The organism is Anaerotruncus rubiinfantis (assembly GCF_900078395.1).
In the GTDB taxonomy this organism is placed as follows: Bacteria; Bacillota; Clostridia; order Oscillospirales; family Ruminococcaceae; genus Anaerotruncus; species Anaerotruncus rubiinfantis.
Genome location: NZ_FKLA01000009.1, coordinates 536,284 through 559,530 on the forward strand (window position 1 = coordinate 536,284; position 23,247 = coordinate 559,530).

The following is a 23,247-nucleotide window of genomic DNA, read 5'->3' on the forward strand; positions in this document are numbered from 1 at the left end:
TGCGGCAGGCGGCCCGTATGAGTTTGGAGTGTGGTGTAATGGCGGTATCCATCAAAATCAAGAATGTGATGAAAAAATACGAGAAGAACATCGTGATCCACGACCTTTCGGCCGAGATTGCGGGCGGGGAGCTGTTCACACTGCTCGGGCCTTCCGGATGCGGCAAGACGACCCTTCTGCGGATGATCGCGGGGTTCAACTCGGTGGAGGCCGGTACGATTGCGTTCGACGACCAGGTCATCAACGACATCCCGGTCCATAAGCGCAACTTCGGCATGGTGTTCCAGAACTATGCGATCTTTCCGAACATGACTGTTTTCCGCAACATCGAATACGGACTCAAAAATAAAAAGCTTGAGAAGGCCAAAATCCAACAGCGGGTTGAGGAGATCATGGAGACCGTGCAGATCACCCCTTACCGTGACCGCTATCCCGATAAGCTCTCCGGCGGCCAGCAGCAGCGCGTGGCGCTCGCGCGCGCCATCGTCGTGCGCCCGCAGGTGCTCTTGATGGACGAACCCCTCTCAAACCTCGATGCGAAACTGCGTATCGAGATGCGGGAGGCGATCCGCGAAATCCAGAAGAAGATCGGGATCACAACCGTCTACGTCACCCACGACCAGGAGGAAGCGCTTGCCATTTCAGACCGGATCGCGGTTATGAATAAGGGTGATATCCAGCAGATCGACATCCCGGAGCAGATCTACTCGCGGCCCTACAACACCTTTGTCGCGGACTTCATCGGCCATTCGAACCACTTTGCCGGGACGGTCCTCTCCCAGCGGGACGGCATGACCGCCATCCGCCTGCAGACCGGCCTGGAAATCCAGGCGGCCGGCCTTGTTCCGCTGAAAAAGGGAGAGGAGATCCTCGTCTACGTGCGGCCGGAGGAGTTCATCTTCACCGAGCCGGGCCAGGGGATGAAGGGCACCGTCACGGTCAAGCGCTTTTTGGGCAAATACATAGACTACCATGTCGACCTTGGCACCGGCGCTCCGGTCGAGGTCACCGCGGACACCAGCAGTGCTCAGCGCATCTACGCGGTGGGCGAGGAGGTGTCCCTCACCGTCAACGTCAGACGGATCAACTTCTTCTCCAAGGACTCCCAGCTGACCCTGGTGGAAGGGGTGGAAAGCCATGTTTAAAAAGGGCGTCCGCTTCGATTTCTGGGGCTTTGTGGGGCTGTTGTCGATCGTCTTTTTCGGTCTGTTCCTCATCATCCCGATTGGGCGTATGCTCCTGTTCTCTCTGCAGTCGACCGACACAATCGGGTTTACGCTGGGGAACTTCAAGACCTTTTTCGCCCGCCCCTATTACCGCGTGGCGCTCACCAACAGTGTGAGCGTGGTTTTGTGCGCGACCGTCCTGGTCATCCTGATCGGGGTGCCGCTGGCCTATATAACCACCTCGTTCCATATCCGCGCACGGCGTCTGATCGACATCCTGATCGTCATCTCGATGCTGTCCCCGCCGTTTCTGGGCGCGTATTCCTGGATTCTGATGTTCGGGCGCAACGGCTTGCTCACCAATATCTGCGAGCGCTTTTTGGGGCTCAAGGTGCCAAACATCTACGGCTTCGGCGGGATTCTGCTCGTCTTTGTCCTCAAGCTCTTCCCCTACATCTATATGTACACAAAAGGCGCGCTCAAAAAGGTGGACGCCTCGCTTGGGGAAGCGGCCGAGAGCCTCGGTTACCACGGCGTGCAAAAGGTGATCAAGGTGAGTCTCCCGCTCATCCTGCCCACCATCCTTGCGGGCGGAACGATCGTTTTCCTGCGTGCGTTTGCCGACTACGGCACCCCGCGGCTGTTGGGCGAAGGCTTCAACACCCTACCGGTTATCGTCTACCAGGAGTGGGTCAGCGAGACCGGCACCAACGCCTATTTTGCTTCGGCAGTCGCCATGGTCATGATGCTGGTCGCCGCGATTGTCTTTTTGGTGCAGAAATGGATTTCCAACCGCAAAAACTATACGATGAGCATGCTCAATCCTCCGCAGCCCAAGCAGCTCAAGGGAATTTCCAACATTCTGGCCCACGGATTCGTCTATCTCATCGTTTTTCTGGCCACCCTGCCGCAGATCTATATCATCGGGATCTCCTTCAAGAATTCCAACGGCATGATGTGGACAGAGGGGTACGGCCTCGGCAACTATCTGACCGTGTTCAGCAAATCCGCCACCTCGATTGCCAACACCTTTAAATTTGCAGTCACGGCAATCGTAATCGTCATCATACTGGGCACGCTCTTCGCCTACCTGACCGTGCGTAGGAAGAACCTGCTCTCCAAACTGCTGGACGTCTTTATCATGTTCCCATATGTCATCCCGGGCACCATCTTCGGCCTGATCCTGCTGATGAGCTATAACCAGGGCCCGCTGGTGCTCTCCGGCACCGCTGCCATCATCATCATCTCCTATGTGGTGCGCAGGATGCCTTACACGGTGCGTTCGAGCGCTGCCATCCTGCGGCAGATCAGTCCGAGCATCGACGAAGCCTCCACCAGCTTGGGCTACGGATCGATGCAGACCTTCTTCAATGTGACGATGCCGGTGATGGTGCCGGGTATCGTCTCCGGCGCAATCCTTTCCTGGATTACGATTATCAACGAACTGTCGTCCACGTTAATGCTGTATACCGGCAAAACCCAGACGATGACGGTCACGATCTTCCAGGAAATCAGCCGCGGCGGCTACGGTACGGCCGCGGCGCTTTCCACGATCCTTACCCTCACCATGATCACCTCGCTTCTGCTTTTCTTTAAGCTGACCAAATCGGAGGAGATCGATCTTTAGCGTCCCTCAAGAACCAGGAAACAAAACACTTGTAACAAACGATCATCTGACTCCAAGAAAAATTTTTCTTGGAGTCAGATGATTTTTGCGAACTGCTGGGATGCTCGGGATATTCCTCACATCTGGGGGATTGGTCCCGCTTGTGTGCTTTTTTCGACAGGCCGAAACGCCCATCGCTGGAATTTCCAGCGATGGGCGTTTCGGTTTCCAAAGGGTGGGTTAAAGCTGTGATTTTAAGAAGGCGATGGATGTGTCGTAGACCTGCTGTTTCCAGTTCCAATTGCTGAACTGATGATTCGCTCCCTCCACAATCTTCACCTGCATCTGTTCACCGTACAGGTCGGCGTAAGGGCCCACAACATAGACGGGAACCTTCTCGTCCAGTTCGCCATGTACCAGCAGCACCTTGTTTCGGTAGCCTTTAGATCTTCCAATGATGTCCATCCCCCGCAGCTCGGTGAGGAACTCGGCCGAAAGCAGCAGTCCACCCACCGAATAGGCCTGCTTATAGCGGGTAGGCACCGCATGGATGCGGGCGCTGATGTCATAGTAGGCGGTCAGGCCGGGCGACCAGAGAGAGATTGCCTTCGGCTGGCGCAGCGGTGCCGCCATGCTGCACAGGATGCCGCCCAGGCTGTGTCCGACCATAAACATCTGTTCAGGGTCGGCAAACGGCTGAGCCGCTGTCCAGTCATAGATGGCAAGCGTCTGCTCCAGCTCAAAGCTGACCCGTTTCTCCCGAAAATCCCCGTCGCTCTCGCCGCAGCCGTAAAAGTCGAACCGCACGCAGGCAAACCCTTCTTCCACGCAGCGTTTGGAGAAGAGGAAATGTAGCCGGTCCATCCCTACCCGGTCAACTGAAAAGCCGTGATAAAAACAGACGGTTGGGAACGGGCCATTCCCGTCAGGGGTCATCACGGTGCCGCGGATGGTCCTGCCCGCAACCACCACCTCAACATTTGTAAACATAACGGAAAACTCCCTTTCTTTATCCAATATAACCCAGCGCGCGCGGCAGGAACATGGTGATGTCCGGCACAAAGATGAGCACGAGCAGCAATAGATAAAGCACGATAATCATCGGCAGGGTGTCTTTAAAGATCTCCTCAAAGGTGGACCCCGACACCCGCTGTGCTACAAACAGGTTGCCACCCATCGGTGGGGTAATCATACCGATACACAGGTTGATGACCATGATGATACCAAAGTGCAGCGGGTCAAACCCAATGGCCGCGGCAATCGGTGCAAAGATGGGGGAAAAGAGCAGAATGGAAGAGATGGTATCCAGGAACATGCCAATCAGCAGCAACATGAGGTTGATGAGCAGCATGATGACATATTTATTCTGCGAAACCGAGAACATGAAATCGGTCATCATGGTGGGGACATTGAACATGGTCAGCAGACGGCCGAAGGTGTTGGCCGCGCCGAATAGGATCATGATGGTTGCCGAGGTGATGCCCGCGTCCACCAGCGCCTTTTTGAATGCCTTCCAGGTCAGCGAACGGTAGACAAATGTGCTGACGATCAGCGAGTAGACACAGCCGATGATCGCGCTTTCGGTTGGGGTAAATACGCCCGAGTAGATCCCCCCCAGCACGATGATCGGCATCAGGATCGCAGGGATGGCCCGCCAGAGCACTCCCAATTTTTCCTGGATAGTGGTCGATTCGCTGGCATCGGTATTGTAATAACCGCGCTTTTTAGAGACATGTTTGTTCCAGATGATGAGTACTACGCCCATCAGCAGGCCGGGGATGATACCGCCCATAAACATATAGGAGACCGACACGCCCACGGTGATGCCGTACATAATCATCGGGATGGAAGGCGGGATGACTGGGCCGATGGTCGAGCCGGCCGCGATGATCGCGCCGCTGTAGCCTTTCGAGTAGCCCTGCGCCTGCATCGCGCCGCACATAACCCCGCCGATGGCAGCGGCGGTCGCGGGGCCGGAGCCGGAAATCGCCGCAAAGAAACAGCTGGCCACCACCGCCGCGTTGGCCAGGCCGCCGGCGCGTTTGCCGGTGACGACGTTGGACACGTCCACCAGTTTCTGGGCGATCCCGCCGCCCTCCATCAGGCTGCCCACCAGCATGAAAAACGGGATGGCCAGCAGTGAGAAGGAGTCGATGCTGGTGACGGTGGCCTGCGCAAGCATCGAAACCATATCACGCCCGGGGTAGAAGATCTGGAACACCGAAATACAGCTGATGCCAAGCGCCGCTGCAATCGGCACGGTGAAGATCAGACAGAGGAACAGGATGCCGAGCATAATCAGGATAATCATGCGTTTGCCGCTCCTTTCCTCTTTTTAAAGTAGCCAACCCGCCGCTGGACAATCCGCAGACCGCAGCCCGCCATCCCCAGCACGCCCGCTAGGTACATCACCCATTTGGGGCACCAGGGCATTGCGGTGAATACCTGGTACTGCTCGATGGTCATCTGCATGGTGATTCCGATGCGGTAGGCAAGATAGAAACAGTAGATGGTGGCGACCAAGTCGCCGATTATCAGGATGTACTCGAATACCTGCGGGTTCTTTTTGGTCAGCAGCGAGACGGCGGTGACCTTCATATGTACATCCAGCATCCCCGCCCAGCTGATGCCTGCAAACGAAATCCACACCAGCATCAGGCGGGTCATCTGCTCGGTCCAGGAGGTGGTGTAGGAGAACAGGAAACGGGTGACGATGGTGATGGTCAGAAGCACCAGCATAACAATCATCAGGATGATGATGACCCATTTTTCGATCTGATTATAAAACGGCTCTTTTTTATCCAAACGTATGCACCTCTTTTGAAAAAGGGCCACATGCGGCGCGGATCGTGGGACGCATGTGGCGATAAAGATGATAGAGAAGAAATCGGGTGGCTTTTTTGAGAAAAGCCACCCGCGAGTTACCGAAAAAACTTAGTATTTCGCGTTGACCGCCTCAACGGTGTCGATCAGATCCTGGATGGGTGCGCCGTACTCGTCGTAGACCGGCTGCGCCGCATCGCGGAACGCCTGGCGTTCCTCATCGGTCAGTTGGATGACCTGGTTGGTGCCGTTGCTGCCGATCTTCTCGCGCAGTTCGTCCTGGTTGCTTGCGCTCAGCTCACGCTCCCAGGCTAGCCCCTCGGTGATCACCTGGGTGATCAGCTCCTGATCGCTTGCGGACAGGGTATCCCACCAGGACTTGGAGGCAAGCAGCGGGGAGGTGTCATAGATGTGTCCGGTCTCAATGATATACTTCTGTACCTCATACAGGCGGTTGCCGTCAATATTGGCCCACGGGTTCTCCTGGCAGTCCATCGTGCCGTTCTGCAGCGCGGTGTACAGCTCAGAGAAGGCCATCGGGACAGCCGACGCGCCCAGCGCGTTGAAATGGGCGATGTGCATCTGGTTTTCCATCACACGGATTTTCAGACCCGCGAGATCAGCCGGTTTGTGGATCTCCTTGTTGGCGGTCAGGTGGCGCCAGCCGGTCGAGAGCCACGCCAGTCCGTGGAAACCGGAGTTCTCCAGATCGGCGAACATCGACTGGCCGACCTCGCCGTCCAGAACCTCCTCGGCTGCGGCCTCGTTTTTAAAGAGGTAGGGCAGGTCGAGCAGGGTGGTGGTGTCGGTGAACGCGCCCAGGAAAGCGACCGAGGAGATACACATCTCCAGCGTGCCAAACTGCAGCTGTTCGAGCAGTTCACTGTTGTTGCCCATCTGGGATGCCGGGAACACCTGCACGGTGATCCGTCCGCCGGTCAGGTTGTCAAAGTCCTCCACCAGTTTGTCGCAAAACTCGTCGATGGGCACTCCATCGGCCGAAACATGCGCGATTTTGATGGTGACCGGATCACCCTGGGTGTGGTCGGCCTCGCCGCTGGCCGCGTCCGCCGGGGCGGAAACCGCCGTGCTGCTGGCCGGGGCCCCGCAACCCGACAGGAGCATCGAACAGCTAACCATCAGTGCAAGGATCAGAGAGAGTCCTCTTTTCATTTTCATTTCCTCCTTCTTTTTTGGAGCCGCAGAGGTTCTGCGCCCCTTAACAAATTTATTCTAGCGTGATCCGGAAGTAAAAGTAAACGGTCAAGTGGGTCAATTAACCACATCATAAAATTGTGCTGAACATCCATAAGCCTGTAAATTCGGCGAATTTTTCACAAAACCCCCACTGATTCTTTGTGTATTTCGGGCCATTTCCAAGCGATTTCTCGTAAAAATGTCAATAATCATTATTTTTTCGTCTGATTCCTGTGCTGAGTGCCCATAAAAGTCATTCCCCCGCTTGTTTTTTGGCTGGATTGCCCGTATAATAGAAACAGATGCCCACTATTTTAGTAGTATTGCAGAAATTTTTTTTGTAAATAATAAAAATTTGATGTAGATTGCACACATTTGCCAGGGCGGGAGATGGCGCAAACGGGGAGGGGATTCTATGCAGCTGGATTCTCAGATTTATCTGAATTGTGCAAAATATCTATCCGAATGTATGCCCTGCCCGGTGGCGCTCTTCAGCCCGCAAGGGCAGCCGCTGGCCTGCACCCATCCGATTCGCGCTCCTTTCGCGCAGATGGTGGTGCGGCAATGTTTGGACGACCCCGCGCGCAGCGGGCAGATTGCCGGTTCGTATGGCGCGCAATACGCGGTGCTCAAGGGTGAGGACCAGCAGCCGCTGTGCATCCTGCTGTTTATGGAGGCTGCCGGGCAAGACGGTCTGCTTGCGCCGGTGCGTACCCTGCTGCTGTTGCTGCTGCAGGAACATAACCTGCATGCCCAGCTGTTTTTCGAGTCGGATGAGCACCTTTCGTTTGTGCGGGAGATCCTGTTTTCGAACGCTTATCAGAATGTGGCGCTGCGCGAGCAGGCCATCCGCCGGCAGTATCCCGTCTCGGCCAACCGGGTGGTCATGCTCTTCGACCCGCTGGACGACTCCCTGCAGGAGCTGGGAGAGCGCCGCGAGACGCCGCTTGTCAGCCGCAAGGACCTTTTTTCCAAAACCATCGCGATGGCGCCCGGCTACCATTTTGATGACATCTTCGACCTGCTCAACCTCAAACGGATCGTGCTGCTCAAGATGATCCCGCCCGAAATGAGCGATTTCCCGGAGGAATACCTGTACACCTTTGCGCAGGCGGTGCTCGCCATGATGCAGCGAATGGACGGCGGGCAGTTCCGGGTCAGCATTGGCAGCTGCTACAACGAACTTGCCGAGATCCGCAACAGCTATGAGGAAGCCTGTTTTATCGCAAACCACTTCGATTTTTTTGATATCGAGGACCGCGGGATCCTTTTTGTAACCGACCATATTGCCGATTACCTGTTCAGCCTGCTGCCAGACAGTTATTTTGCTGAAAAATTTGCCCCGCTCGCCCCACTGACAGGCAGCCGTTCCAACCTGCCGCAGACGCTGTGCGCCCTTTCGCGCTACAACATGAATTTTCAGGAGACCGCCCGGGCGATGTGCCTGCACCGCAACACCCTGTTGCAGCGGTACAGCAAGATGGATACTTTAACCAAATTGGACCCGGCCAAAAACCGGCAGGACCGGGTCACGGCGCGGCAGTATGCGCTCTTTCACCGCCGCAGGACGATCATCCGCGCCGGCTCAATCATCCGGGGCAAGAGCATCCTCACGCAGCTTTATGACTGGCTAGCCGAGTGTATCTCCCGCAACAGTGACGGCGCCATCCAGCTCGAGGTGCAGACGGTGGGGCTTTCCGGCAATAACGCCCTGCTGTTGGAGATGCTCCGGCAGGACAAGATTGACTTCTGCGTTGGCCAGGCGGGGATGCTGCTGCCGCTGCTGGGTGATGCCATTTCGATTGTGGACGTGCCGTTCCTGTTTCCCTCGCCCCATCAGGCCATCCAAATCCTCAATGGCCCTGTGGGGCAGCAGCTGCTAGCGCCGCTGCAGGACAGCGGCTTTTATGGGCTGGCCTTCTGGAGCATGGGCTGGCGTTATTTTACCTCCCGCTCAGAGCTGCCCATCCGCCAGCCGCAAGACCTCAACGGGCGCAGCGTGCGGATTATGCGAAAACCGCTGCTGGATGCGTTCATCCGTTATCTGGGGGCGGAACCCTGCTACATCAGCTACGACAAGCTGACCGACGCAATTGACAGCGCGCTGGTCGATGTGCAGGAAAATCCCTACCAGAATTTTTATGATATGCGGCTGTATGAATCCCATCGCAATCTGCTTGAGTTAAATATGCTGTTTGACAGCAACGTCCTGCTGACCTCCTCGCGTTTTTGGAACCGCTTTTCGGTCAGTGAGCAGCAGACCCTTTCCCGCTCGATCCAGCAGACGGTTACGTGGAACAGCAGTTCGTTTTATCATATCACCGCGGCGGCCAAGCCGGCCATCCTGGAAAAAGGGGTGGGTATCCACATCCCCTCCCAGAAGGAAAGCCTCCCCTGGCGGCGCGCGGCAAAAGAATTTATTCTGTCCTCCAGCTATCGCCAGCTCTATCTGGACTTTTTGCAGAAAACCGAGGAAGGAGGGGAATTGCTGGATGGATCATTTGATGTATGAGATCACCCAAAAGCTGCTGGAAACCTATCCGCAGCTGGAGGTGGCTGTCTTTGATACCACAGGCAAACGCATTTGCAGCTATCCCGGGTCGCCCAGCAGGCGGCTTTCGGCCAGCCCGCATCCGCCCAAAATTCTCCGCGGCAGCCATTTCACCGCCGCCATCCCGGTGCCCAGCCACGGCGCGGTAGCCTTTGACGGTAAAATTTCCGATATTCAGGACCCGGATACCCTCTACGCCTTCGCCAAAAATTATATAAAAATCCTTCAGGAACAGGAGAGTATCCGCTGGAAACTCGGCATCGAAAACGCACCCTGCTCGGTACTGCTCAAATCGCTGTTCAGTATCTCGAGCGACGAGGACGTTTCCTATGTTACCCGCAGCGCCAAGGCACAGGGCTATGATCTTGAATTGCCGCGGGTGATCCTTCTAATCGAACTGAGTGCCGCCGAAGCCAGCGACCGGCTGCTTGACAGCGCGATGCTTGGCCTTCCCGCCGAAATCCGCCAACTGCCGTTCTTTTCGGAGCAGGATATCATCGGCTGGGGCAACGACCACCAGATTGCAATCTGCAAGGCTCTCGGCCGCCCGCAGGACGGCACCCTGCGTGAGCGTTTCGCGCCATCTCTGGGGGAACTGTGCACCCTGTTACAGACCCAATACCATATTTGTGCAAAGGTCAGCGTCAGCCCCCCGGTGCAGGAAATCCGGCGCTACGTCGCCTGTTTGACCATCGCCCAAAAGACGCTGATGTTTGCCAAAAGATTCGGCCGTGACCAGATGGTTCACTTTTACGACGATTACCTGCTCGAAACCGAGATTTCCCAGCTGCCGCCCAAGGTGCTCGATCATTTTTTTGCCAGCCAGGTCAAAGTCATTGAACGTTCCTCTTGGATGGCTGAGACAATCGACGCCCTGGTGCGCCATCAGATGGCGCTTGATAAGGTCGCCTGCACGCTGTATATCCACCGCAATACCCTTGCTTTCCGTCTTCGCCAAATCCGCAAAACGCTGCGCCTTGACCCGGTCAACCGCGACAGCGATTATTTTACCCTGATGGTGCTGAATATCTATCTGCACCTTTATCACTGGGATTCCATCCCAGCCAGCGGCGGCTGAGCCCGCTACAAAACGGGAAGCCGCATCGCCTTGGTTCGGTAAAAGGCTAGATATATACGCTCATAATTCCTTAAGAGCTGCAATCTGTTCGTTCTGGTGCTCTGGCGCGATACGGATGCATACAGTACCACCGATGCTTGTGCGGCAGACGGCATCGGCTCAAACTTTACTTTGGTAAAAGAGAGGCTGCAAAGCAGCCTCTCTTTATTGTATAAAGAAAACCACTCGCTAGGCGAGTGGTTCAAAAGGAGGCTACTGCCAATAATGGAGGCGAAAATGACAAAGGAAGGATATTCAGGTGGGTCTGAAGGACATCGTTTCATGGGATACCACAAAGGGAAAAGCAGCACGATGCTATATGAGCAATTCGGCGAGTTGAAATACAAGTATAGAAGTCGGGGATTTTGGTGTCGTGGATACGATGTAGACACGGCGGGAAAAACACAAGCCGAATAGCGGAATATATCAAAAACCAGTTAAAAGAAGATCATCTGGGTGAGCAGTTAACGGTGAGTGAGGTTAGCCCGTTTACAGGCGGAAAGTAACAATCTCTGCGAAGCTGGCAGACCGTATTACACGTTTGAGGTGTAAGCGAGAAATCGAGGGCTTTGCCCGCATGTAAAATACCCCCAGCTACGCCGGGGGTACTTATTTTTGTACTGCTTATCTGTAAAAATCAGATGGTACCGTCCCAGGTGGAGACCACCGTGTTCTTGCTCTCTTCCTCGTCGAACCATCGGGTCGTGACCGCCTTCGTCTCGGTGTAGAACCGATAGCCGTCCTTGCCCAGGCAGTGCAGGTCCCCGATAAACGAGTTTTTGTGCCCGGTGAACGGGAACATCCCGATCGGCACCGGGATCCCCACGTTTACCCCGACCATGCCGCCGTCGGTATGCCGCACGAATTCCCGTGCATAATGACCGTTCTGTGTGAAGATCACCGATCCATTCGCAAACGGGTTCGCATTCATTAGTTCCAGGCCTTCTTCGAAGGTCTTGACCCGCTTGATGCAGAGCACCGGTCCGAAGATCTCGCGGTCGCCCACCGTCATGCCCGGTTTCACATGATCCAGGATGGTTGGTCCGAGGTAGAAGCCGTTCTCAAAACCCGGTACGATCGCTTCCCGGCCGTCCAGAACCATCTGCGCGCCCTCTTCGAGCCCCTTATTGATCCACTCGATCACCGATTTCTTATGCTCCGCGTTGATCACGGGCCCCAGGTTTGTCTCCTTGTCATATGCCGGGCCGAGCTTCAGCTTCTTTGCCTGTTCCACGAGCGCCGCCACCAGCTTATCGGCAATCCTTTCCTGCACCACCACGACCGGCAGCGCCATGCATCGCTCGCCCGCGCAGCCGAACGCCGAGTTGATGATTCCCGCCGCCACACGCGCCACCGGCGCGTCGTCCAGCACCAGCGCGTGGTTTTTGGCCTCGCAGAGCGCCTGTACCCGCTTGCCGGTCGCGGCCGCAGTCGAATAGATGTGCATGCCAACCGATGTCGATCCGACGAAGGTGATGCCCTTGACGTCCGGATGCCGCAGAAGGATCTCCGCCTCATGCCGCGAGCAGGTTATGATGTTGATGACTCCGTCCGGAAGCCCGGCTTCCTGATAAAGCTCCGCGAACCGCAGCGCCGACTGCGGCGTAAAGGTCGCCGCTTTCAGCACGATCGTGTTGCCGCAGGCGATGCAGATCGGCGTCATCCAGCCCATTGGGATCATCGCTGGGAAGTTGAACGGCACGATTCCCGCAAAGACACCCAGCGGTTCCCGATAGAGCACCGTGTCGTATCCCTTTGAGGCATCCATCAGGCTTTCACCCATCATCAGGCTGGGTGCCGCGATCGCCTGTTCGGTTCCCTCTTTGGCCTTCAGCACGTCCCCCTGCGCCTCCGACCAGTTCTTGCCGTTCTCGAGCGCGACCAGATAGGTCAGCTCATCCATATGCTCCACGATCAGCTCCCGCAGTTTATACAGGATCTGTACCCGCTTTGCGACCGGCGTCGCCGACCAGCCCGGGAAGGCTGCCTTCGCGCTTGCCACCGCCGATTCCACCTCATCCGGGGTACAGCAGGGCACCTTCGCGATCACCTCTCCGGTGCTTGGGTTAAACGCGTCGGTATATTTCTCCGTTTTAGACTGGACATACTGACCGTTGATGTAGGGCCGCAGGGTTTTTATTTCAGACATTGTTATCGCCTCACTACTATTAATGATGTATCACCGCGGCAAAACAGCCGCAGAAAACCGCTCCAAAAGGAAAAGAGCCAAAGCAACTCTTTTCCTTTTGGGGGTAATTCAAGGGTAAATGGTTTTGGGAGATATCAAATAAAATTATCGGAAGAGCGCCAGGATTCCCATGCTGAACATTGGGAAGAATGCGACCAGCGCCATTGCAACAAAGAGCACCAGGATGAACGGGAGGGCCCATTTGGTAATGCCTCCAACGTCAAGGCCGGTCATCGACTGTGCAACGAAGAGGTTGGACGCAACCGGAGGCGTGACGAATGCGATGCAGAGCGAAAGGGTCATGACCAGACCAAACTGAATCGGGTGGATCCCCAGCGGAGTGACAATCTGCAGAAGGATTGGGGAAACAATGATGATAGTTGGGGTTGTCTGGACAAACATACCGACAATAAACAGGATCGCAAAGATAATCAGCATGATGACAAAGGTGCTGTCCGAGATGCCGAAAAAGAAATTCTGCACCTTTTCACCAAATCCGAGATATACGAACACCGAACTGAGCGCTCCGGCGGTGGCCATCGTGTAGTTCATGCCGCCCATCGCCGCAGTGGTGTCGAAGAACATCTTCCAGATCTTTTTAAGAGTCAGCTCGCGGTAGATAAAGATGCCCACCAGGATGCTGTAGACGGTGGCGACAACCGCGGCTTCGGTGGCAGTGAAGATACCGCCGTAGATGCCGCCCAGGATGATGATCGGCATGAAGATTGCCCAGATACCATCCTTGAGCGCAATAAAGAACCGTTTGATGCTGACCGGTTCGCCGGAACCCTTCCAGCCGTATTTGCGGCTGATGCAGTAGTTGACGAGTATCAGCATGCCGCCGACCAGAAGCGCCGGACCGATACCGGCCAGGAACAGGTCGCTGATCGACTGGTTGTTCGTGACGCCGTAGATAACCAGCGGATAGCTGGGCGGCACGACGCAGCCGAGACCGCCGGCCACGGTGACCAGGGCGACCGCATAGTATTTGTTGTAGCCCGCACGGACCATCTGCGGGATCATGATGATGCCGATCGCCGCGACGGTGGCGTTTGCCGAACCGGAGATCGCTCCGAAGAACATACAGGCCAGAACGGTGACCGTACCCAGTCCACCGACAACGTTTCCGATCAGGCTGTTGGCAATTTTAATCAGCCGTTTGGAGATGCCGCCGGTATCCATCAGGTTACCCGAGATGATGAAAAACGGCAGCGCAAGCAACGTGAACGAACTGACGCCGGAATACATGTACTGAGTGATATATTCCATCGTCGTGAACGGCTGCAGAAGATTGAGCATCAGGATGGCTGCTCCAATGGCCGCGCCGATCGGCACGCCTAACAGGAGACAGACAGCCATGGTTCCAAAGAGTATTGCCATAAGCTATGCCTCCCTCCCTTCTCGTTCCATTTCACCTTCCCGCGCGATGGCGTCCAGATCAAGCGCCGGTTTCCCAACGCCCAGAGTCTTTTCCTCCTCGCCGGCCAACCGCGCACATTCCTGAAGAGTACGGATCAGGATGAGGATCATACTGACCGGCAGAATGCTGAAAGTGAACACTTTTGGAATCTTGAGGATGGGAGAGGTCGCATCGATCTTCTGGAAGCTCATCATGACATTGTACATCGGGGAGATCAGCATCGCCGCAAACGCGGCGTTGATGAGGTTCGAGAGGATCAGGACGATCTTTTTTACCTTAAAAGGCAGTGCGTTTACAAAGGCATCGATACGCAGGTGCTTTCTGGTGGTGATGGCGCCTGCAAAACCCAGATAGCTCATCCACACCAGCATGATGCAGGAGAGTTCTTCAGTCCAGGTAATGGCACGGGCGAGATAGCGCGTGACGACCTGCCATGTGAGCAGCACCATCATGGCCAGAAACAGCACCGCCCCGATATAAAGCTCAAACCGGTTGATGAACTCATTCCAAAAGATTTTCTTTTTGGATTCCATGTTGGACGACTACCTCCTTTCGATTGTCTTTTGGGGAACAGGCCGCGCTGTCGGGCGGCCTGTTCCCGCCTGTACGTTTTGAATCTGGATTATTCCTTCTCGTACTTTTCCACTTCGGACATCAGGAGGTTAAAATATTCTTCGCCCATGGCCTCCTTCGCGGGCCCCCAGGAGGTGGAAGCGGCCTCACGGAAAGCGTCAAACTCCTCCTGTGTCAGTTCGGTGACCTCCATCACCTTCCGCAGCTCTTCGAGTTGTGCATTGTCGATCGCTTCGAGCTCTTCACGGTTGCGGATTTCACAGTTGCGGCCCTCTTCGAGCAGGATTTCCTGCACGTCCACGGGCAGCGACTGGAAGTAGGATTCCGCGATGCCGAGCATCTGCAGGGTGTATGTATGTTTTGTCAGGGTCATGTAATCCTGAACCTCATAGAATTTCTCGGTCCAGATATTCTGGCAGGGGTTTTCCTGTCCGTCGACCACGCCCTGCTGCAGCGCGGTGAACAGTTCGGAATAGGCGGTCGGGGTGACGGCTGCGCCCAGCGATTCCATCGCCGAAATCTGGTAGGGGTCGTTCATTGTGCGGATCTTCAGGCCCTTTACGTCCGCAGGGGATTTGATGACGCGTTTTGAGTTGGTCATATGGCGGAAGCCGAGCTCGGTGAATGCGAGCGGGCGGATGCCTGTGTCGGCGATACAGTCGTCGCGCATACGCTGGCCGACTTCGCCGTCAACCACCTTGTGGATGACCTCTTCGGAGGAAAACATGTAGGGGAAGTTCATCGGCATGAAGGCGTTGGTATATTCGCCGAAGCTTCCAAGTGCCAGGGTGCACATCTCGAACGCGCCGCTCTGCAGGCCGCCGACGACCTGTTCGGAGGAACCGCCGAGCTGGCTGTCCATGAAGAGTTTGATCTCATATTTGCCGTCGGTGCGCTCGCGAACCTTATCGACGAACTGGAGGATTCCGAGTCCGTTCGCAGTCTCTTCGACGGTTGAGGATTTGATGGCGCTGTTGACGCGTATGACGATGGTTTCAGCGTTGTCCGCGGCCGCGTTCTGCGCGGATGCTGCGGTGGATCCCGCGGGCGCTGTGGCATTGTTTCCGGACCCGGAGGAACAACCGGCGAAGATGGCCAGCATCATGCAGATAGTCAGGGCAATCGCGATAATACGTTTCATTTTTATCCTCCTTAAATGTGGGTTTCGGGTGTACTTTATCTCCTTGTCCTAAACGCTTATTCGATTACCGCGTACTCCTCCGCACGGCTGAACGCCTCTTCGGAGATCTCGTTGCCGATGCCCGGTTCGTTCGGGATCTCGAAACGGCCGTTGACAGGCTGCGGGTTATATTTGGTCAGTCCGTGGTTAAACTTCATGCGGTTGTTGCAGTGATGCTCATGGATGATGAAGTTCGGGATGACCGCCTCAAGGTGCAGCGCCAGCGAGGTGGAAAGCGGGCTGGCACAGGTATGCGGCTGGACGCTAATGTCGTAGGCATGCGCCATGTCGCAGATCTTGCGCACTTCGGTGAGTCCCGCGCAGTTTCCAATATCCGGTTGGATAACCTGCAGCGAAGCGTTCTCGAAGTAGGGCCGAAACTGCCAGCGGGTGTAGATGCGCTCGCCGCCGGCCAGCGGGATATTGATGCGGTCGGACACATATTTGGTCAGTTCGGGGGAAGGGATCGTGCACTCTTCGAAATAGAGGATGTTGTATTTTTCAATGAGGTTTGCAACCTGCACAGCGCTCTGTGCGTCGAGCCGGCAGTGGCATTCGGCGATGAGGTCCACCATCGGGCCGACCGCTTCACGCACGGCCGCGACGCGGCGCTCGATCATCGCAAGGTATTTGGGCTGGAGCAGGCGGGTGTATTCCTCCACCGTGATGGTGTTGCCTTCTTCGTCGAACGAGAAGAAGTCATATTTCAGCGCGTCATAACCTTCCGCGACCGCCTCTTTGGCGACGTCGGCGTACTGTTCCGGTTTGAGCTGGCGTTCATGGAGCATCTGTCCCCATTTCCAGCCGAACTGAAGCTGGCTGGCGTAGCAGCGGACCGAATCGCGGCGTTTGCCGCCCAGAAGCTCATGGATCGGGCGGTTGTAGGCCTTGCCTTTGATGTCCCAGAGGGCGATGTCGATCGCGGCGATTGCCGAATACATGACCGGGCCGGCGTTGAGGCCCCAGAAGGTGGTGCGGAAGAACCGCTCCCAGATCCATTCGGTCTGCATCGGGTCCATGCCGATGATCATCGGGGCCAGATCCTTGATCATTGCGTAGGCCGCCGGCGCGCCGGTGTCATAAGCCATTGCGGCCTCGCCGTCGCCATAGATGCCCTCGTCGGTGTGGATGCGGCAGAATATCGGCCGCCAGCTGGGTCGATTGGTTTTGACGCGGAGTACTTCAACCTTGGTAATCTTCATAAATTTTGATCCTTTCTGCATCGTCATCTCCGATTATTTTTGTTCGGGTTTTTGCAGGACACCGGTCGGTGCGAAAAGGCATCTTTGCCAATGGGATTGCGCGTGTGGGTTGGTTATTGCGTCTCATGTCATATGTCATGTCTAGATTATAAGCGCGGAATTTGAAGAAGTCAATAAATTTTTTATAATTATAATGATAATTTTATTTATTATGACTAATACCTAAAAGGGAACACGAAATATTGTGACAAATTGCAGAAAATTTCCGTAGAAATAAAAAAACAAAAAACCGCATGGCTGCAAAGAGATCCACGCAGTTTTCCTGTTCATACGGCAACCACCGGCTCCGCCAGTGGAAAGGAAGGGCTTTATTTATGGACAAAAAAACCTCCCCGATGGATTAAAGTTAAGGTTTGCCAACCTAACAAAACATCGGGGAGGTCTTTTTTATAACAGAGAAAGACATAGACAGTTTAAAGCATACGAAGTAGAACTGTCACGACCACATAGTATTTGCTCTGAAATATCGCAGTCAAGTGATATTTCGAGAAATCAAAGCGAATATAGGAGAAATTCTCGGGAAACTATGTGGGCAGAAAAGGGGAGAATCATAGAGGCGACTGCATGTCCGGATCACATCCACATACTCATAAGTATACCAACAATTTAGTGGGATTGTCCGTCGTAAGCCCTTCTAGGGCTTACGCAAACCTCCGGCTTAGCCAGGGGGATGGCTGGATCAAGCCGCTTAAAGCAGGCCGCCTTCGGTCGTACCGGAGGAGATATGCGCCCGACAGAGCTTGCGGATCTCCTCGTCGTTTTTGCGCAGGACCGCCTCAAAGATCATCTGGTGACGGCTGTAAAAATTCTTCGATTTGCGCCATTTCCGGAAAAGCTCACTGCGGTAAAGCTGATAGAGCGTTTTTGTGATCAGCGGAAGCATCCGATTGGCAACGGCGTTGTGGCTTGCCTGATAGATCAACTGATGGAACTGCATATCGTAGGTCCAGAACCGTTCGATCAGTTCGTCGGCATTGTCGCCCTGTCCGAGCTTTTCGTTGGCGATGCGCACCTGTTCGAGGACAGCGGCGGCAGCCTCGAATTCCGCCTGCGTGCCGCGGTGGGCGGCCAGCACAAAGATTTCCGGCTCAAGGATCAGCCGGATTTCAACCAGGTCGGGATACAGCGCGTTCGTATCCATGAATTCAAAACCGAACGGGTCGTCCCCGAGCCCGGGATCCGCACAGGTGAAGGTGCCGATCCCGCGCTGGATCTCAAGGATATTACAGGACACCAGCGCCTTCACCGCCTCGCGAACGGTGCGCACGCTAACATTGAGCCGCTGGGAAAGCTCCTGTTCGCTTGGGATCTGCTCCCCGGTCGGAAGTTCCCCATGAATGATCATCTGCTTGATTTTATCTGCTACTTTTTCTGATAATAACGGTCTGGCCATAGCTCCAGATACTTCCTTTATAACTGATTTTTCGTCTTTTCAGGAGCTCGCAGCTCGCCGTTAGACATGTCATATCAATGTTTATCATACATGATGATTTTGTATTTTGCAAGTCTACCTGCAAAATTTTGTGTTGAAATTTTATTTTGGGGATCGTCGACAAAATCTTTTTTCCATTTGACCTTGACAATTCGATTATCAATGCTATAATCAAGGCAAAACATGTCATGTGTCATGTCTGGTGCAATTCAACTACAGAGGAGGGAATTTATGCGTGTAAGCGGTCATTTGGACCACGTCGAGCTTTCACGGATCCGTGGGATCGGTGAGAAGATCAAGGTCCTGGAGGATCAGGGACGCGATGTGATCCGCCTGCATTTGGGAGAACCCGATTTCACCACGCCTGAAAATATCATCGCCAGCGCAAAGGCCGCGCTCGACCGCGGCCAAACCCATTACGCTCCGAACCGCGGCATTCCCGCGCTGCGAAACGCCATTGCTGAGAAGCTGCAAACAGAAAACGGGATCGCCTACGATCCCGAAACCGAGGTGCTGGTTACCTCCGGCTGCGCCGAAGGACTCTACCTCGTTTTCAGTGCCCTGCTCGATCCGGGCGACGAGGTGATCATCGTCGAGCCAGCTTACATCGCCTATCTGCAGCTTGCCCGCATCGTCGGCGCGAAAAGCGTGCTGGTGCATGCCGGGGAATCGGGCGGCTGGCTGCCGGACATCGACGACCTGCGCAAGGCAGTTACCGACAAGACAAAGCTGCTCATCCTCAACAGCCCCTGCAACCCGACCGGCGCGGTTTATCCGCGCGAACTGATTGAGCAGATCGCACAGCTTGCAATCGAAAAGGATTTCCTAGTCCTTTCGGACGAAGTTTATGAGAAGCTGCTTTATGACGGCGCAGAGCATGTCTCGATCGGTTCGATCAATGGGATGCGCGAACGCACCCTCACGATCAACGGCTTCTCCAAGGCTTATGCGATGACCGGCTGGCGGCTGGCTTACATCGCCGCGCCAAAGGAGTTCATCCTTCCCATGGTGAAGATCCATCAGTATTCGATGTCCAGCTCGAACATCATCGCGGAATATGCCGGCGTCGAGGCGCTTAAAAACGGCGCAGAAGCCTGCGCGCGGATGCTTGCGCAGTACAGCCAGCGCCGCAGGCTTCTGCTGGACGCTTTCGAACGACTCGGTATCCCCTGTGCGGCGCCGAAGGGAACCTTCTATATCTATCCCAACGTCGTTCGCGGCGGGTTGGGAGGCAGGGAATTTGCCGAACGGCTGCTCGCCGACGCCGGGGTTGCGGTCGTCCCCGGAACCGCTTTCGATTCCTTCTATGATACGAATATCCGGATTTCTTACGCAAGCAGCATGGAAAACCTGCGGGAATTCATCGCCCGGTTGGAAGATATGCTTACACGCTTAATAAAATAACAAGGAGGAAAATTTGTCATGATGACACCTGCTGAACTGAAAAAACATATGAAGGGCGTTTGCTTTGTAAATGTGACCCCATTCGATGAGGACGGTACTCTCCGGATTGATTCCTACCGCGAGAACCTGCGGTTCACCCTCGATAAGGTCAAGAATGTCGAATGCACGATCACCCCGTGCGGAAGCAACGGTGAATTCGCTTCGATGAGCGAAGAGGAGCACAAGACGGTCCTCAAGACCTGTGTCGAAGAGGTTGCGGGCGCGCATCCGGTCATCGCGGGCGCCGGCCGTGCAAGTACCTATGAAACGGTTAAAATGTGCAAATTTGCGCAGGAGGTCGGCGCCGACGGCGTACAGATCATTCATCCGTATTATTTCGTCCCGACCCCGGAGGGCATGTACGAGCATTATAAACATATTGCAGAGGCAGTCGATATTGGTATCATCGTCTATAACAATCCTGCCTTCTCCCAGTCCTGGATCAACGGCAAGCTGATGCGCAAGATGATTGATGATTTCGGCGGCAAGATCTGCGGCGTCAAGGAGAACACCCCGCACCTGATGCTCTTCAACTCGATGGTCAAGGCGCTCAAAGGCACCGACGTTTCGATCCACAGCGGCTTCGGCGAGCAGTGGTACGCCTATCAGTTCCCGTACGGCGCGGACGGCCTGGTCACCCCGTTCGGCAACTTTTTCCCGGAATATCCGATCAAAATGTACGAAGCGGCACAGCGTTACGATTTCGACGAGATCCGTTCGCTGCTTAATATGATGGACCCGTATTATTCCTTCGTGGGCCGCTGCGCCGCCGCGCGCGGCGACACTGGCGTTGCCACCAAGCCGGGCGGCTCGATCTACGGCGAAGGTAATGTGCGTTTCGGCGTGCTCAAGGAGGCCATGCGCCTGATGGGCCTGCCGGGCGGACATATGCGACTGCCGCTCACCGGCCTCAACGACAAGGAGCGGGATGAACTCAAAGAGATCCTGCGCGCCCTCAAGCTGGTCTGATCCGGACCCCAAACCGCCCGCGGAACAAGCGCTTGTTCCGCGGGCGGATACAGTAAGGAGCGTAACGCCTATGAAATATGAGCACGACCGTACCTGGGCTGAAATCTCTCTCGATAACCTCGACTATAACTACCGGACTCTGAGCGATCTGGTGGGTCCGGGCTGTACGGTCATGGCGGTGATCAAGGGCAACTTCTACGGGAACGGCGCAATCACCGCGGCCCGTTCCCTGGAGGAAGCCGGATGCCGCTGGATGGGGCTTGCCACCATCGAGGAGGCCATGGAACTGCGGGAAAAGGGTATAACAGCGGAAATGCTGTTGCTCGGGCCAATCTGCCCGGAACACACCAAAATTGCAATCGACAACAATCTGACCATCCCGATGCTCGACTACGCCTACGCGCGGGAGATCTCCAAAGCGGCCCGCAGCGTCGGGAAGACGGTACGGGCACATATGAAGGTTGACACCGGGATGTGCCGTTACGGTATGATGGTCTCGAAAAATCTTGCCCAATGCGTCGACGAGACGATGCAGATCGCGGCCCTGCCCGGTATCGAACTGACCGGCGTATTCACCCACTTCGCATCCGGCGGCGATCCGGCGGAAGACGCCTTCACCATGGGGCAGCTCGCAAACTATCGCGCCTATGCCGAAGCGCTCGAAGCCCGCGGGCTGAAGCTGCTGCGCCACTGCGCAAACAGCCCGGTCAGTTTACGCTTCCCCGAGGCGCGCTACGACATGGTCCGGGTGGGTACCCTGCTCTGCGGCTTCAATCCGTTCGGCTGCGGCGTGGAGCTGAAACCGGTCATGCAGGTGCGCGCCCGCATCCTTTCGATCAAGCAGCTCGATCCGGGCGACACGATCGGGTACAACCGCCTATTCACCTGTGAGCGGCCAACCATCGTTGCAATCATCCCGTTTGGATTTGTCGACGGGATTCATCGCAGCGCCTCGAACCGTGCGCAGATGCTGCTGCATGGCAAACGGGTCACCCTCGTCGGGAAGATCTGCATGGACCTGTGCTTTCTGGACATCACCGATGTGCCCGAGGCAAAAATAGGCGATGTGGTCACAATTTTCGGTGAGGACAGCGGCGTCTTTCTCTCCCCGTACGAGATTACCGCGAGCTATCCCGGTTCCGCGCCTGAACTGAGTGCGGTGATCGGCACCCGGGTTCCGCGCTTTTACCTGCGCGGCGGAAAAATCGTGGCCCGTGACTGAATTTTTAAGAACCTCTTAAACATTTTGCCTATTTCTATCTCCTTAAAACGGGAAGCGGCATCGCATTGCGATCGCCGCTTCCCGTTACTGCCGCAAGGCTTTTTATATACGGGTACAAGCTGTGAGTTAGTAAGAAGGATTAGAAACGTTTGGACACATAAAGCAAAAAGAGGAGGCCGACAAAGGCAACCTCTGAGTTTTATTTTTTCTTAGAAATACGGAAATTCTTCCTTTTAATCCCGGATAATATCGCTTTGGCCGTCGTGCGTTTGGGGAAGGAAGGCAACCGCGTTGATGATAGCAGCTTCGACCGCCGTTTCAACTTCGGGTGTGATTCCTATTCCCGCCGCGATGGGCTTCTTGAGGGTGAATTCCTTCGCGCGGCGTTGTGAAAATACAGCCTTTCGCCCCACCGCTGACCACGCCTGGGCTATAGAAGTTCTTCTGATCCGGATAGATCCGCGCCAACTTATTGTAAAGGGTCCCAGCTGCCTTCCATGATTTCGCTCCGGTTAATTCCGTCAGAACGAGGATGCCGCGAGCGGAGCCATTACGCCCGTTGGTATGTACTGCGATATACAAATCGATATCAAGCATGGCCGCTTCCAGCAACCGGTCATTGATGAGGTTTTTTTCATCCGTGAACCTCGAAATCACATCTGGTCAGCTCTTTGCAGAGGTGTCCGCATACCCAAACGTGAAATTTCCGTTTGGGACTGCCTTTAGCGGTTTCGGGCGAAAATGACTGTCAAACTTATTTTGGCAGTCATAGAAAAAGAAGAAAGTGGCTTGAACCAACTGTTCAAGCCACTTTCCAGTGGTTGCGGAGGCAGGATTTGAACCTACGACCTTCGGGTTATGAGCTCGTAGAAAGTTGTCCGTGGCTGTCTATCCAGCCCAATTCTGTCGCATTTTTAGCGACTCTACAGACATTTTTCGTCGGGGATGAGCAAATTTCGAAGGTTCAAAGGAACGGCAAAAATGACGGCAAACCCAACAGTCCAAAAGAAACAGCCCAAATAGCTGTCAAAAATGACTGTCGTTCAAAAGTCGAAAAACCAACCTTAAATAACGCCAGTACACAGAAACTTTGCAATT

At 55.1% G+C, this 23,247-nt stretch carries 18 protein-coding genes and 2 pseudogenes; 9 read left to right on the plus strand and 11 right to left on the minus strand.

Features of this window, described 5'->3' with window-relative positions; all coding sequences use genetic code 11:
- Window positions 1-38: 38 nt before the first annotated feature.
- Together BN4275_RS07970 and BN4275_RS07975 are read left to right on the plus strand one after the other, a co-directional pair.
- Entirely contained in the window at window positions 39-1,145 is a 1,107-nt protein-coding gene (locus tag BN4275_RS07970) for an ABC transporter ATP-binding protein (RefSeq protein WP_066456451.1), read from the plus strand.
- Entirely contained in the window at window positions 1,138-2,793 is a 1,656-nt protein-coding gene (locus tag BN4275_RS07975; protein ID WP_066456453.1) for an ABC transporter permease, read from the plus strand. The genes BN4275_RS07970 and BN4275_RS07975 overlap by 8 nt, the downstream gene beginning before the upstream one ends.
- A gap of 219 nt (window positions 2,794-3,012) precedes the next feature.
- Here BN4275_RS07975 and BN4275_RS07980 read toward each other — a convergent pair whose 3' ends face one another.
- The 4 genes from BN4275_RS07980 to BN4275_RS07995 all read right to left on the minus strand — a co-directional run bounded on the left by BN4275_RS07980 (window position 3,013) and on the right by BN4275_RS07995 (window position 6,768).
- Window positions 3,013-3,762 (minus strand): alpha/beta hydrolase family protein, encoded by a 750-nt coding sequence (locus BN4275_RS07980; protein ID WP_079988160.1) that lies wholly within the window; start codon window positions 3,760-3,762, stop codon window positions 3,013-3,015.
- Between the two features lie 19 nt (window positions 3,763-3,781).
- Window positions 3,782-5,083: a TRAP transporter large permease gene (locus BN4275_RS07985; protein WP_066456456.1), complete on the minus strand. Its 1,302-nt coding sequence runs from the start codon at window positions 5,081-5,083 to the stop codon at window positions 3,782-3,784.
- Complete coding sequence (locus BN4275_RS07990) at window positions 5,080-5,577, minus strand: TRAP transporter small permease (protein ID WP_242863613.1); 498 nt, start codon at window positions 5,575-5,577, stop codon at window positions 5,080-5,082. Before BN4275_RS07990 ends, BN4275_RS07985 begins: the two co-directional genes overlap by 4 nt.
- A 129-nt stretch (window positions 5,578-5,706) precedes the next feature.
- Complete coding sequence (locus BN4275_RS07995) at window positions 5,707-6,768, minus strand: TRAP transporter substrate-binding protein (protein ID WP_066456459.1); 1,062 nt, start codon at window positions 6,766-6,768, stop codon at window positions 5,707-5,709.
- A 439-nt stretch (window positions 6,769-7,207) separates the two neighbouring features.
- On the opposite strand from BN4275_RS07995, the gene dctP reads away from it, so the two are divergent.
- The 3 genes and pseudogenes from dctP to BN4275_RS08010 all read left to right on the plus strand — a co-directional run.
- Window positions 7,208-9,304, plus strand: coding sequence for a TRAP transporter substrate-binding protein DctP (gene dctP / locus BN4275_RS08000; RefSeq protein WP_066456462.1), 2,097 nt, complete (start codon window positions 7,208-7,210; stop codon window positions 9,302-9,304).
- On the plus strand, window positions 9,285-10,421 hold the full coding sequence (locus BN4275_RS08005) for a PucR family transcriptional regulator (RefSeq protein ID WP_154018850.1): 1,137 nt from the start codon (window positions 9,285-9,287) through the stop codon (window positions 10,419-10,421). The genes dctP and BN4275_RS08005 overlap by 20 nt, the downstream gene beginning before the upstream one ends.
- A 318-nt stretch (window positions 10,422-10,739) precedes the next feature.
- Window positions 10,740-10,966: pseudogene (locus BN4275_RS08010) on the plus strand (transposase); the annotation flags it as partial.
- A gap of 131 nt (window positions 10,967-11,097) precedes the next feature.
- Here BN4275_RS08010 and BN4275_RS08015 read toward each other — a convergent pair.
- The 5 genes from BN4275_RS08015 to BN4275_RS08035 form a co-directional block, all read right to left on the minus strand.
- Window positions 11,098-12,609: a CoA-acylating methylmalonate-semialdehyde dehydrogenase gene (locus tag BN4275_RS08015; RefSeq protein ID WP_066456471.1), complete on the minus strand. Its 1,512-nt coding sequence runs from the start codon at window positions 12,607-12,609 to the stop codon at window positions 11,098-11,100.
- Window positions 12,610-12,753: 144 nt separating this feature from the next.
- Window positions 12,754-14,028 carry a TRAP transporter large permease gene (locus BN4275_RS08020; protein WP_066456474.1) on the minus strand — a complete coding sequence of 425 codons (1,275 nt, stop codon included), beginning with the start codon at window positions 14,026-14,028 and terminating at the stop codon, window positions 12,754-12,756.
- Between the two features lie 3 nt (window positions 14,029-14,031).
- The gene (locus BN4275_RS08025; protein ID WP_066456477.1) at window positions 14,032-14,601 is read right to left on the minus strand and encodes a TRAP transporter small permease; all 570 of its coding nucleotides are present in this window, start codon (window positions 14,599-14,601) and stop codon (window positions 14,032-14,034) included.
- 89 nt (window positions 14,602-14,690) lie between these two features.
- On the minus strand, window positions 14,691-15,782 hold the full coding sequence (locus BN4275_RS08030; protein WP_066456488.1) for a TRAP transporter substrate-binding protein: 1,092 nt from the start codon (window positions 15,780-15,782) through the stop codon (window positions 14,691-14,693).
- Window positions 15,783-15,838: 56 nt separating this feature from the next.
- Complete coding sequence (locus BN4275_RS08035; RefSeq protein WP_066460288.1) at window positions 15,839-17,023, minus strand: mandelate racemase/muconate lactonizing enzyme family protein; 1,185 nt, start codon at window positions 17,021-17,023, stop codon at window positions 15,839-15,841.
- 506 nt (window positions 17,024-17,529) lie between these two features.
- Here BN4275_RS08035 and BN4275_RS17685 point away from each other — a divergent pair.
- Window positions 17,530-17,684 (plus strand): annotated as a pseudogene (locus BN4275_RS17685) (transposase); the annotation flags it as partial.
- An 87-nt stretch (window positions 17,685-17,771) separates the two neighbouring features.
- Here the strand turns inward: BN4275_RS17685 and BN4275_RS08040 are convergent.
- Window positions 17,772-18,476 carry a FadR/GntR family transcriptional regulator gene (locus tag BN4275_RS08040; protein WP_066456496.1) on the minus strand — a complete coding sequence of 235 codons (705 nt, stop codon included), beginning with the start codon at window positions 18,474-18,476 and terminating at the stop codon, window positions 17,772-17,774.
- A 270-nt stretch (window positions 18,477-18,746) separates the two neighbouring features.
- On the opposite strand from BN4275_RS08040, the gene BN4275_RS08045 reads away from it, so the two are divergent.
- The 3 genes from BN4275_RS08045 to alr all read left to right on the plus strand — a co-directional run bounded on the left by BN4275_RS08045 (window position 18,747) and on the right by alr (window position 22,149).
- On the plus strand, window positions 18,747-19,919 hold the full coding sequence (locus BN4275_RS08045; protein ID WP_066456498.1) for a pyridoxal phosphate-dependent aminotransferase: 1,173 nt from the start codon (window positions 18,747-18,749) through the stop codon (window positions 19,917-19,919).
- Between the two features lie 18 nt (window positions 19,920-19,937).
- Window positions 19,938-20,927 carry a dihydrodipicolinate synthase family protein gene (locus BN4275_RS08050; RefSeq protein WP_066456500.1) on the plus strand — a complete coding sequence of 330 codons (990 nt, stop codon included), beginning with the start codon at window positions 19,938-19,940 and terminating at the stop codon, window positions 20,925-20,927.
- 70 nt (window positions 20,928-20,997) lie between these two features.
- Window positions 20,998-22,149, plus strand: a complete 1,152-nt coding sequence (gene alr, locus BN4275_RS08055; protein WP_066456502.1) for an alanine racemase — start codon at window positions 20,998-21,000, stop codon at window positions 22,147-22,149.
- A gap of 233 nt (window positions 22,150-22,382) precedes the next feature.
- Here the strand turns inward: alr and BN4275_RS17475 are convergent, their stop codons facing one another.
- Window positions 22,383-22,562 (minus strand): hypothetical protein, encoded by a 180-nt coding sequence (locus BN4275_RS17475; protein ID WP_118479083.1) that lies wholly within the window; start codon window positions 22,560-22,562, stop codon window positions 22,383-22,385.
- Between the last annotated feature and the right edge of the window lie 685 nt (window positions 22,563-23,247).